Source organism: Pseudomonas sp. TWI628, from assembly GCF_039673865.1.
GTDB lineage: Bacteria > Pseudomonadota > Gammaproteobacteria > Pseudomonadales > Pseudomonadaceae > Aquipseudomonas.
Genome location: NZ_JBDJMM010000041.1, coordinates 37,793 through 51,006, shown reverse-complemented (window position 1 = coordinate 51,006; position 13,214 = coordinate 37,793). Strand labels below are relative to the sequence as shown.

The following is a 13,214-nucleotide window of genomic DNA, read 5'->3' as shown; positions in this document are numbered from 1 at the left end:
GCAGCTCTTTGGGGATTTTGGGCAGGTCACGCAAGGGTTTCTTTTTGGTTGGCATACATGCACCTCTTACTCATGTTATGCCCGAACACAAAATTTCTGACACCCTCGCGGCGCTCGATCTCACAGGCGCAATCCCTCCAAGAGGTTGACTCCCCGGCACAGCTCAACCCGAGTTTCGCACGCCCGCCGGCCGCCCACACCTGACATTTTTACCAGTTTCGGATACGCATCCCCCCCGTTAGCCTTCCCCCAACGTTGTACGGCTGCTCACAGCAACACGCGTATTCGGGAGATGGCAATGGCAAAACCAAAGGCCGGCAAGGCCGCATCGCTGTTCGAAAAGCTGCTCGATACCGAGCCAGGCATCAAGGTCAAGCTCAAGTCCACCCCGCTGGCCGACAATTTACTGGTCGGCCTGCAGCACCTGCGCCCGACCGCGTTGATGGCACAGTTCCCGACCCTGACCCACGCGCAAGCGAAGCGGCTCAAGGCACGCCTGGATGTCAGCCGCGCGGCCATGATGCGGGCCTTCCGGGAAAAGCGTTTGAGCGATGGCCGCAGGCGCTCGGCGGACGAACTCAAAGGCCCTCTCGCGCATTCGACCGGGCCCACTTTCGAAAACCAGTTTCGCCCAAGCTGGGGCAATAGCGCTGATCCTCAGGCGGTGGATGCGACCATTTCGCCTGCTGCCTACTTGATCGATTTGCTCCTGTTCGTCCAGTTATGCCTGGAAAGCGAGGCCGATGAAGACCGTGCGCTGTCCCTGCGAGCGCGCCGGCCCGATTTGTTCGAGCTGATGGTTGACGCGCAAACCATGAACCAGCAGGTGACTCAGGTCGAACTCGTCATCCATGTGCTGCAGAAACTGATCAAGAGGCAGCAAGCGGCGAATGACTTGACGCAGATCGAGGACAAGCTGCTGGCGGTTCGCTACCCGCCGCGGTTGTTTCCCTACGAAGCCTACTGGGCGCAGATCCGCACAGTCCTGGGCCACAGCAAGGTCCACCTGAGCGAAGTCTCCCGCCTGAGTGACACCCAGGCGCCATATTTCATCCGCCCAGGCGCCCACTCAGCACACTCTGACGATGCCTTGCTGCAGGACACTTCAATGGGGCCGCTGCTGCGCCAGATGCTCCTTGAGGTGCCCTATTTCGAAGAAGGCACCGGGGTTCAGCTGAGCCCACGGGCGGCACAACTGCATGCGATGCACAAGGGCAGCCGCGCCGGTGACGACGACGAAAAGCCGTCTCCCCAAGAGACGTTCTTCAAGCACAATTTTGGTGTTCAAGGGTTCCACAACCTGCAGAACGTGGTCAATTTCTACCAGGCGCTGCAGATCGATCAGCCGGGCATGGAGCAGCTCTTCGCCTTGGCCGACCACACCCCGCTGCGCTCGCCCAACGTGCCCGTCGCAGCCACCGGCAAATGGGCAAGCGCCAGCCAGGCAGGCGCGCGTTTCATCAACAGCGGCGGCGGCGAGCCGGTCGGGGTCGGTAGCAAGGACGGTGATGAAACACAGCACGAATTCCACTTTCTCACGGCCGCCCGGTGCGACCGGCTGAACCGCCTGGTGCGCGTGGCCAGCGCCCTTGGCCTGGCGTACGCGCAAGCCGACCAGCTGCTCTGTGCTGCCATCGATGGCGAAACGCGCAGCGTGATCGAGCGCAGCCGCGGGCGCCTGACCAACGTCGACGGGCCGATGGTGATCACGCCCAACACGCTACGCAGCCTGGGCCTGTTCCAGTTCCTGCGCGAACGGTTTGCCATGGCCGACACGCCGGAGAGCCTCGCCCGCTTCACCGAGGGGTTCTCGGCCTTGCTGTCCGGCATGTCCATCTACGGTACCAGCACGGCGTCCAGCCTGTTCGATCAGGTGTTCAATGGCGACGGCCCGAACGCCCTGGTACTGGATGACCAACCGTTCAGCCTGGCGGCTGATGACAGCGCCAGCAAACGCACCGTCGACCAGTTGTGCAGCGGCCTGGGCATCAACATGGAGACCTTCCGGCCACTGTCGCGGGCGATCATGCAGGCCCAGGGCGGGGCGGGCCTGACCCGTTCGTTGGCGGTGGTTTCGGCGTTCTACCGGGTGGTATGGCTGGCTCGCCTGTTGTCGATCACACCGGTCGAACTGCTGTCTTTGCTGGAAGTGCTCAACCCGGAGGGGCTGTACGCGCTGCAACTGGCGGGCAAACCCCAGGTCTCGATGTACCGCAACGACACGAGCCAGACCGATGTGGTCAACGTCGTCCATGCCCTCGCCACGTGCGTGCTCTGGTGCCAGGAGCAGGACATTCCGATTGCCTGGCTGGTGCGCCAATTGCTGCCCCTCGAGCGTTCGGATGTGGCGTCCATGGAGGTCAGGGTCACGCTGACCGAGCTGGCCAGCAAGCTGCAACCCTTCCGTGACTTCAACAGCCTGCTCGAGGACGCAGGGGTGATGCCGCTGAACAAAGGCAATTGGCAAAGCTACCTGGTGCAGATCGTGGATGGTGAGGGCTTGATCAGCGACAGCGGCAGCCCGGAAGAGGACTTCGACCCGGTGAAGTATGAAGACTTCGCCAAGCGGGAAATCCAGGCCGTGATCAAGCGATTGCAGCCACAGGAGGATGACCCAGGGCGCTCGGCCGAGGACGCCGAATTGCCGGAGTTGATGGAGGATGAAGCCGAGCACCTGACCAGCCTGATTCTTGGGGTGGTACTGCGCGTGCGCTTGCAGCAATGGGGTGTGGTGCAGGAACAGTTGGCGCAGTTGTTCGGCCTTGAGTCCAACATGATCGTCCCGGTGATTTACTGGGCCGAGTCCAACGTGCATCAGTGGATGGCCAGCGCGGTCGCGTTCGACCCGGGTCAGCTGGACTCGCGCGAGCTGGAGATCATCCTGCCGCTGGAGCGGCGCATGCAGACCCGCGCCGAAGTGGTCAGGCGCTTTACCTTGAGCCCGGCCTTGTTCTCCAGCTTGCTGGTCCGTGTGCACCGCCAGCGCTTGAGTATTCCGTCACTCGACCTGACCTTTGCGACGCTCTACTACCTTGAGCGCTACACCCGTTTGCTGCGCATGGCCAAGCAGTCGGAAGCGCAACTGTTGGGCTACTTCGCGTTGGTCGAGGCCCTGGGCGAAATGACCGACAACGAACGCCGCCTGGTCAAGGATGCCGCCGCCGAGAAGATTGCCAACTGGCTGGGCTGCGGCATTCGTGAGGTGCTGGACGTGGCCAGCCTGGTCTCGGCGGATGGCATCATCCGCAACCTCGGCCAATTGTGTGCACTGCTCGATACCCGCGAATTGTGCCGGCGAACCGGCTTGAGCGCTGCCTCGTTGATGAAGCTCAGCCAGCTTGGCCCCGGCAGCGATATTGCAGCCTTCCGTGCCGCAGCTGAAGAAATGCTCAGCAGCCTGCTGCATTCGGCCGGTGCACCGACGGATGACGAGGAACTGCGCCAGAGCCTGTCCACGCGCTGTACCGCGACCTCCCTGCGACTGGTGGCCAACGTGGTGGGTCACAAGCTTGAACAGCAGTACGAGGAACATGAAAAACGCACGACGTTGACGTTGACCTTGCTGGACATGAACAACAGCCCGGTATCGGACATTCGGGTGAATTGGTCCACCGACCAGGGGGTATTGCTCGACCATTTCAGTTACACGGATGAGCAAGGGCGTGCTGAGGTGACCCTGCAGGCGGGTAACACGCAGGGGGTTGCGAACGTCAAAGCCCGTTATCTGCTCGACAGCGAGGCGTTCGCGCCACCCGTCGTCATTGATTGCGATGACGCGACCTTGAGGATGTGGGCCGCCAGTGACCGGCCCCAGGAGCCTTGGCTCCCTGCGGGCAACCAAGGCACGTACACCCTGCGTTTCCAACTTGTGGATCAACTCGACAACGTGGGGGGGGATCGCCCTGTGCACTGGTCGACCAGCATCGGCCGTCTGGTCGACAGCGATGGTACCACCGCGACCGATCATGAAGGCTACAGCACCATGCGCGTGCAGAGCATGGCGGCGGGCACCGGCATTGTCATGGCCTGGTTCGGCGATTTGGCCCCGTTGCAGCGCGAAATCGGCTTCGCCAATCAACCGTTCATCAGCACCCTGACCCTTGTCTCGGCGGCTGTGGCCGGCGAGCCGATCGTCATCCGAGCCTTGATCAACGGCCTGGATGGCAACCCGGTGGGCAATCAGCCGCTGCGCTGGGAATGCGAAGGCGCTGAACTGGACCTGGCTGATACGCAAAGCGGTGACGACGGCATGGCCAACGCCACCTTCAAGAATGCCGTCGCCGGCCACATGCGGGTCACGGTGTTTTTGACCACTGATGGCCTGGACTACGTCAGTAAAGACCTGGCGTTCGAGGTACTGCTCGATGCCGATGAGCATGAGCTCATCCAGCCTTGGGATTGGCCAATGGCGGACGGTATCTCGGCGGCTGAATTCGCCGTGAAGATCTGCAGTTCCAAAGGCGAGCCGGTGGCGCGTTACCCGGTGACCTGGAAGGTGCTGGAAGACGATGCCCTGTCCACGGTGCAGTTGACCGGGGCAGAAGGTATCAGCCGCTTCTCGCTCAAGAGCGATGAAGCGAAAACTGCCCAGGTCGTTGCCAGCTGGGCTGGAGAGGAACGCGAATTCGACCCCATCGAATTCCTGCCGGCGCTGGAGATTGACGTCGAACTGGACGGTGAGCCCGCACCACAGGGTGTCGAGATCACGCAGCCATTGTCAGGGCAAAGCACGCACGTTCTGAGCTTCCACCTGAAAGACCATCCATTGCTCGGCATGGAAGTGAACTTGCGCTATTTCGGCCGCCATTCGGCGTACTCGCTGGGGCTTTCCGTCGACCCTGGGCTTGGCGAGAAGCAAAAATTCGTCGATGGCAAGGTGCAATGGACCCTCGTGTGCGAGAACACGGCGTTGCCTGAAGCCCGCGCAGGCGAGTTCCGGCTGATGTACGACCATGCCGTTGACGGCGTGCTGGTTCCGGTCAAAGTCCATCCAGCCCGCTGAATCCCTTTTACCAAGACCCGGTCTTTCATCGCGGCTACCGAGGTGACCATGAACACTGCATTGAGCAATCAGCTGGCCGAACAATGGCGGGACGCCTTGTCGAACTACTGCATTCACCATGTTTTGCCCGACGTGTTGCAGGCGTCGGCGCTCAACATGGTGACGCCCGAGCACTTGAGCAAATACGTCTTGCTCGATACCCAGGTCACGTCGGCGGTGACCACGTCGTACCTGGCTGAAGCGCTGGCCTGTGTACAAACCTACATCAACGGCATTTTCAACAATATCGAGCCAGGCTATGACGAGGCGTTTGCACAGGACTTGCGCACGTTCTGGCAGCAGGGCATGGCCAACTATTCGATCTGGGCCGGCTACCAGATGCTCGAAGACTACCCGGAGAACTACATCCGCCCGGAACTGCGCTTCGACAAGACCGCGCTGTTTCAGACGCTGGAAAGCGACCTGGCCCAGGGCAAGATCACCGATGCGGCCGTCCAGAACGCGCTGTTGAACTACCTGAGCGGCTATGAGTTGCAGAACAGTATCCGCGTGCAGTCCGGCTACATCGATTATCCCGGCCCGCCGGGGGACGAGGGCAAGTTCCCCGGTTATACCCTGGCCAATTCGGATTACTACCTGCTGGGCTGCGACACATCCTCGCCGCCGAAGTATTACTGGCGCAAAGTCGCCGTGCGCCTGGACCAGCAGTCCACCTATGTGCAACCCGATGCCTGGAGCGAGTGGCAAGCGATCAGCATGCCGCCCGCCGCCACGGTACTCGAGGCCCGACTCGTGCTGTTCTGCGGGCGCCTGCACCTGGTGTGGCTGCAACAGGAAGCGCCGCGCGAAATCGAAGAGGGTACCAAGAAGCACTACGACTTCAACGTGCAGTTGATGTACCTGGGCTTGGATAAACAGTGGTCGACACCGGAGCTGTTGCTCAGTAGCTATGAGGAAACCGCAAAGGATAAAGATCCCATAAAGCCCATCAATTATCGTTTACTGACCTTGGCCGTCGGTAAGGCGCAGGGTAGCGACGACCAGTTATATGTCGCCTGGGTGGAAAACCAAACACTGGTCGGGCACGTGCAACGTGATGTTCTTAAGCGCGATACGCCTGAGGATAAAGTCTTCAGTGAAACTGACCGTAACGCGCTGCTCGCAACCTTTGCCGACCCAGCGGGCGGCCTGGCTTTTCAGCGCCGAATCACCCATGCGAAGCAGGAACCGGTGACGGTCACGCGAAAGCCTGGAAGTGACACCTTTCTTGAAGTGGATGTATCGCTTGAAGCACACCCAGCAGAAACCTACACACTTCGCGCACGAGGTCGCTGTGCCAAGGTTGAACCCATTCTGCGCCCCAAGTCGGTTTATCTCAGCAGCATTGGGGCTCATTTTCTCATCTCGAGTGGCGTGAACGCAGAGGTGTTCACTGGCCCGTCCGGCGTGTTGTTGCTGCGTTGCATCACTCCTTCCTTACCAGCGTTCCAGAGTGTGGAGTTGAAGCACGAGGGAAAACCCGTCACTCAGGTATTGAGTAACAAATTCAAAATGCGCCGTTATGGCTGGTACGAGGTGGAGGTTGAACTTGAAGATTTTGATATTCATTTGCTCGGCTATAAAGCCAGCGAAATCCTCAAGGGCGCCGGTTTCACCTTCAGCGTTGATGGCAGCCAGGCACGGCCACTGGCGAGCCACAAAAACTTTATCACTGGGCTGGTCGAGACAATGGCCACCAGAGACTTCACGGTTACCATTGCTGGAGAAAAATTTGGCGCGCAGACCTTGACGCTGAACGGGAGCGCCACCAGCGCCTGGAGAAGTAAGCCGCTGGAAAAAGGAGCCGATGAGGTTACGATCACATTTGCAAGTGGCAGCGAATCCGCAGAGTTTGTGGTCGAGCTGGGCAACCTGATCGATGTCGGTAAGGCACCGATCATCGCTCGGCAGGCGAGCGGTACGGACTTCCTGGTCGTACGCTTGTATCAGGCGGAGGCTAAATATCGTGACGTCACCTCGCGCTTGAACTCCCAGCATGTCACCGATCTGATCAACCGAGCGCAGGCCTCACCCCAGGCCGTTTTTGCCTGGGATGCCCAGCTGCTGCAAGAGCCCGCCTACAAAGCCAGCACGAACAGTGTGACCTATCAGGGGTGGCAGCGCGCGGACAATGATCCGAGGGTGGAATATTTCGACGCCAATGGCTTGTACCTTCGCGAACTGTACTTCCATGTACCGCACCTGATCGCCTCGCGGCTACAGGAGGAGGAGCGCTTCGAGGACGCGCGCCGTTGGCTGGGGCTGGTGTTCGACCCGCAACGCAAGCAGGCGGCGACCGAACAGGCCGGTGTCGATTACTGGAGTTGTGCTTGGCTACTGGAAGACGACACCCAGGCGCCCGGCCTTGAGCACCAGCTGGCCGACCCCCACGCGATTGCCTTGCATGCACCGTCCCACTACCGCAAGGCGGTGTTCATGCAGCAGGTGCAGTTGCTGATCGGTGAGGCCGACCTGCTCTATCGGCGCCAGACCCGTGACAGCCTGGCCAATGCCTGGTTGCTCTACAACATGGCGGCAGACCTGATGGGGGAGGCGCCGAACGCCAGGGCGATTGATACCTGGCAGCCCAAGACCGTCGACGCGTTGCTGGAAGCATTCGATGGCGGGCAGATGAGGCTGCTTGAGCATGCCCATGCCTTGCAGCCCGCCGACCTGCCCAAGCAGCTGGAGACGTTCGTCTGGTGTGGCGCGGCGGCGCACCCGGCCTTCCGCGCACCGGCGAACCAGCAATTGCTGGACACCTGGGGCGTGCTGGCACGGCGGTTTCATAACCTGCGGCATTTCCTCACCCTCGAGGGCCAGCCGATGCAGTTGCCGCTGTACGAGGCCCCAGCCAACCCCTTCGACCTCCTGCTCGCGCGCATGGGCGGCAACGCCAGCCTGGCGCACCTGCAGGGCTACCGCACCGTGGTGCCGCCGTACCGCTTCCGCACCCTGCTCGCCAAGGCACAAGAAACAGTGGCCAGCCTGATCCAGTTCGCTGAGTTGCTGCGCGGTTTCATGGAAATGGAAGATCGCATCAATCAAGAGCAGCTGCAGTTCAGCCATGCGGCGGAGATCGCCGAGTATGCCATCAGCATGCAGCAACAGCTGTATGAGCAGCAGCGCAAGAACCATGACGTGCTGACGGTGATGCAGGCTGGCGCGCGAGAACGCCATGATCATTACAAGAAGCTGTATGACGAAAATGTCTCGGTCCTGGAAACCACGGCAAGGATTGTCGCTGGCGAGAGCTCGGCTGTTACCATCGCTGGCAGCGTGATGATTGCGAAAGGCTATCTGATGAATACCCCGCCGAATATCTTCGGCGTAGCTAATGGTGGGCAACAGCTGGGCAATCCCCTGATCGCGGCAGGGACCTTAACCCACGCGGCGGGAAGTGCGGTGGAGGTCGCCGCGAAAAACATGCAAGACACCGAGATGTACCGCCGCCGTCGGCAAGACTGGCAGTTGCAGTACAAACAGGCTGAAAAAGAGCTACAGGTGCTGGACAAGCAGCTTGAAGCCCAGGCACTCGCCACCCAGGCGGCACACGATGGGTACGTTCACAGCTGTAAAGCCCGGGACCAGGCTAAGGCTATGGTTGAGTTCTACACCAAGCGATCGACCAACGGGGACCTGTACAAATGGCTGCGAACCCAGGCTACCACATGGCTTTCGACGTTGTTCGATGTGGCCGTCAGCCTCTGCAACAGCGCCGAAGCCTGCTGGCAGTTTGAAAGCGGCAGATACGACAAGCGCATCATCCGCACGACAGTGTGGCAGGCCGACCGCCGCGGCCTCAATGCGGGCGGAGAGTTGCGCCTCGACCTGCAACGCCTGGAGGCTGAAGCACTGCTGCGCAACGAGCGGCACCTTGAGATTCGCAAGACGGTCTCCTTGCAGCAGTTGCTGCTGGGCGATGAGCAGCTGCTGTTCGATAAAAATGGCGACCCGATCAAGGACTGGGCCGGTGTGCTCAAAGCGTTGAGCTCTGACGACGGGCTGGCGTTAAACCTCTCGCAATCCCTGTTCGACCGAGATTACCCCGGCCATTACATGCGTCGTTTGCACAGTGTGGCCGTGACGCTACCTGCACTGCTGGGGCCTTATCAGAATATCTGCGCCACCCTGACCCAGACACAAAGCAGCTTGATGATCAGGCCTGACATCGCGGCGGTGAACTTCCTGACGCCACAGGCCCAACGCGACGGTGATGGCCGCAACGTGATGATCAGCCTGCGCTCGCACCAGCAAGTGTGTCTGTCCACTGGCAACCAGGACCTGGGGCTGGTGACCGCCGCCGACGCAGATGACCGCTACCTGCCGTTCGAAGGCACCGGCGCCGTTTCGTCCTGGCACTTGCAGTTCCCGCTTCCCGACTCGCAAAAGGCGTTGCTGGAAGGGCTTAGCGATATCGTCCTCGACGTACGTTACTTCGCCTTGCCCGGCGGCGTGCAGTTCACCCGTGACGTAACAGCGTTGCTGGCTCCAATGCGGATAACCCCTGCGCCATCCCCTCTTTCAATGCAGCCTCAGGCTGGAGACGATCATGTCCAAACTTCACCAAGCGAATGACGAAAAACCGGGCGTTCCCAGCGGGCGCCAAGGCGATAAGCAAGAGGAAAGCAAGAGCCATGACCTGGTCAGGGAACCTTCGTTCCCACTCGGTAGCATTGGTACCGGCAAGGCCTGGCAGTTCAAAGGCGATTACGAGCAACCGAGCGCCGCCTACCCCTATGTGGCGCTGTACCCTGAGGCGCAGTTGTGGCAGGACATCGTCTTGCCGGTTGCGGCAAACCCTGTCGACGATGCTCGGCCCGATTACTGGGTGGGTTGGGAATATGACACCGGCAGTTTGACTGACTGCACATTGACGGTTCATGACTTCAGCGAAGGGAAAGAAGGGGCACTGCTTGACACCGTGGTCATGGAAGGTGTGAAGGCAACCCCGCCCGCGCATGGATTGCCACCCGTGCCCAAACCGGAGAACGTCAACTGGACAACCCGTGATCTGCAGCGCATCAAGGGGCTGCACAGTGGCATTACCGCGATTCGAATCAAGTTCGAAGCGGGTGACGGCCGCTCCTACCTCAATTTGCGCAACACCGACCTGGATGTGCGTTTGCCCGAGTTGAAGGCCAAGGTAACGCTGGTCGTCGACCCGGACGGCCTGAAGATCGAGCAGGCTGCAGCCCCTTACCAGTTTTGCCATGGGGCAGAGCATCGGCTTGAGGTTTCAGGGGACGAGGCTGGCAGCTGGCTGGATCAGCCTGTTGCCTTGAGCTGGCATGAGGATAAATTGCCGATCGAGCTGGCGTTACAGGCCACCCCGCCTTTTCAGCGCGGCGACGTCGACGGCGACAGTTTCCAGAATACGCTCAGCGCCACGAAAACCGCCTGGACCATTACCTCGAGCGCAGATGCCACAACCGCTTCCGTGCCCTTGTCGCTGGGTTTGAAAAGCTGGTGGCAGGCGGCGATAGGCAAGCACGATGCTAACGTCGGCGACTACGTCTATGGCTTGAGCAAGATCGAGGGGGGAGATATCGCACTGGTCATCGACGACCAGAACGCCAACAGCGCCACGCTCACCACTTACATTTCCAACTTTTTCGTGCCTGGGCGGAACATCAAAGGCGCGCAAGTCCAGTGGTTGCTCAATGGCGTTCCCTTCGCAACCGAGCCGAGCGATGAACGTGGCCAGGTGCTAGTGAAGTACACGGCCCAGAAGGGTGATGAGGGTACCGGCAACGAAGCTGAGATAACGGCAATTTGCACAAGCCTGGAAGGCTATTCAAGCGAAAAAAACCAGAAGATTCGTGTATTTGCCAGCAGCCCTTGGGCCGATGAAGTGGAGGTGTGGCTCAACGGCAAGCCGGTGGACTTAAAAGACCTTGGGCTGCATCTGAAGCTTGGCTCTGGAAGCAATAAGCTACTGCTCAAACCGAAAGGTGATTACTTCATCGGCAAGGCGATCACGCTGCGCTCCCAAGAAGAAAGTGCAGAGAAACTGGGCATCGATTTTGCTCCCAAGGAAGCTATGGTCATGCCGGCAGAGGGGCTGGAATGGACGATCAGCAGCGGTGAGGGTCGAGGGTCGTTCGTCCTGGATGCCTTCGCGGCGGGTTTGAACGTGCCATTTTCGCTGAAAGGCGGGCAGACGTCGGCGAACCTGGCGGATGAAGTCGACTTCAAAGTGGCAGGTATCATTGCGCAAAAACCGCCTCTGTTCTGGCGCGGCAAGCCTCAGGTTTTCAGCATGGTTCCCAAGCCTGGCAGCCCGCTTGAGCGCATGCCGGCGCTAAAGGCTACCCTGACATTTGTCGATGGCAGCGTGGCAAAACCTCACATGTCGGCCGATCCAGAATTTGGTGCTGAGAATGCTCGGATGGGGGGCGCGTGGTCGTGGTCGCTCACGGGCGGGGCTGTCAGCGGTACTTTTGGGCTGAGTGTTAGCCTTGAAGGGTTCGGTGAACCGGTGTCGTTGGCCAAGGCTGTGTTGTTGTCCACGAAGTTGGATGACGAAATGGAACTGATAGTGGGGGGCCAGTCACCTTAAACCAACAACCTGTTCTACCGCGGGTTGGCGCAAGAGGTCAGGCTCGCGCCCAAAGCTGGGAGTCCGATCGCCGATGCATCGCTACAAGCGCGGATTACCTTTGTCGCTGGGACGCTTGCCAAGGAGCATATGACTGCGAAACCGGAGTACGGATACGGGCAGGACATGACTGCGAGTGGCGCGACTTGGTCGCTGACCGGAAAAGAGGCCAGTGGCACCTTTGGTTTGAAGTTCAGCGTCGATGAATATGCCGACCCGGTTGAAATGCAGGGGGGCGCGTTGTTGTCTCGTAATTTGGCAGATGAAGTCGATTGGGAAATGACTAATCATGTTCCGCAACGCACGCAACTGGAGCACCTACGCGTGCGACCCAAGGCAAACAGTCCGCTGAAGACACTCAAAATTCCTGCCGAGTTGGGATTCGTACATCGGGGGGGGATTTCACAGAGTGATATGGCGGCGAGGCCTGGTTACGGTAAGTCGCTTGATTTGATTGATGGCAAGTATGAATGGGATGTATGGGGTGAAGCTAATAGTGGGAAGTTCGCCTTGTCGGTGAGTCTTGACGATGGTAAGTCTTCCCTGGAGACCAATGATTTCTTGCTGGTGTCAGACAAACTCGATGACGAAGCGGAGCTGGTTATCAATGGTAAGCTGGTCAGTGGTGAGGATTTATTATTGCCGCTGGGTAAAAAGGTTGAGGCCATACTCCGGCCGAAACCCGGTAGTCCGGTGACAGGGTTTAAGGCCTGGTTCAATTATTTCGATGTTGAGGTGCCTTCTAAACCAGCTAAAACGATACGGCAGGAATTGACTGCGTCAGGCGCCACCTGGGAGTTGACTATTCCAGCACGCAGCACACGGCTGAAGATGGGCTTTTATCTAGAAGGGATCGATAAAGGGATAGAGGATACTCAGTACTTCGTTTTGCCGGAAAGACTGGAGGACGCACTCGAGATTACGCGTGATACCAGGATCTTGAAACCGAAGCAGACAGTGAGCCAGTATTTTAAAGTTAAGTGTCCAGTTGGGAGTCCGTTGGCGGGTGAGAAAATCCATATAGAGTCACAACACACAGGGTATTTTCCGAAAGCCACTTTTTCGCCGCCCGACCTTGAGGGTGTAGACCTGGTCGAAGGGACGACACTGGGATGGGACGTTATAGCGCCAGATGAGGACCGTTCAAGTGCGCACCCTGTGGTGTTTAATAATCGGCTTTATGACAGTCCGGCGTCTGTCGGTACGATCATGACGCTCAGTGGGGTGATGAGTAATGATTTGGGCTTGTACTTAAACGGCCTTCAGCTGATTTTTTATAAGCAAAGAGTCAAGGAGTACGAAACGTCGAAGATTGAGTTGAAGGGGATTGATGGCCTGCTGGCTGTAGGTGCTGAAGTTAAAGTTTGGCTCAGCAGGCAAAGTAATGTAGGGATAAGAGGTTTTGATCGGCCGGATGTGCATACCTGTTTTCTTACTGTCAATATCACTGACCGTACAAAATTGGGCTATGTAGATGTCGCCTTCGCTATTTATATGGGTGGGGAGTTGGTTTATGAATATCCGAGTGCGATTGAGTTTACAGTAGACGTTAGATAATTTGGCTGACACAAT

At 59.0% G+C, this 13,214-nt stretch carries 4 protein-coding genes; all 4 read left to right on the top strand.

Annotation, left to right across the window (positions count from 1 at the left end; translation table 11 throughout):
- Positions 1-298 precede the first annotated feature (298 nt).
- The gene (locus ABE528_RS25240; protein WP_346654390.1) at positions 299-5,002 is read left to right on the top strand and encodes an Ig-like domain-containing protein; all 4,704 of its coding nucleotides are present in this window, start codon (positions 299-301) and stop codon (positions 5,000-5,002) included.
- A 48-nt stretch (positions 5,003-5,050) separates the two neighbouring features.
- Positions 5,051-9,619 carry a neuraminidase-like domain-containing protein gene (locus tag ABE528_RS25235; protein WP_346654389.1) on the top strand — a complete coding sequence of 1,523 codons (4,569 nt, stop codon included), beginning with the start codon at positions 5,051-5,053 and terminating at the stop codon, positions 9,617-9,619.
- Positions 9,594-11,603, top strand: coding sequence for a hypothetical protein (locus tag ABE528_RS25230; RefSeq protein WP_346654388.1), 2,010 nt, complete (start codon positions 9,594-9,596; stop codon positions 11,601-11,603). The genes ABE528_RS25235 and ABE528_RS25230 overlap by 26 nt, the downstream gene beginning before the upstream one ends.
- Before the next feature lie 129 nt (positions 11,604-11,732).
- On the top strand, positions 11,733-13,199 hold the full coding sequence (locus tag ABE528_RS25225) for a hypothetical protein (RefSeq protein ID WP_346654387.1): 1,467 nt from the start codon (positions 11,733-11,735) through the stop codon (positions 13,197-13,199).
- Positions 13,200-13,214 lie beyond the last annotated feature (15 nt).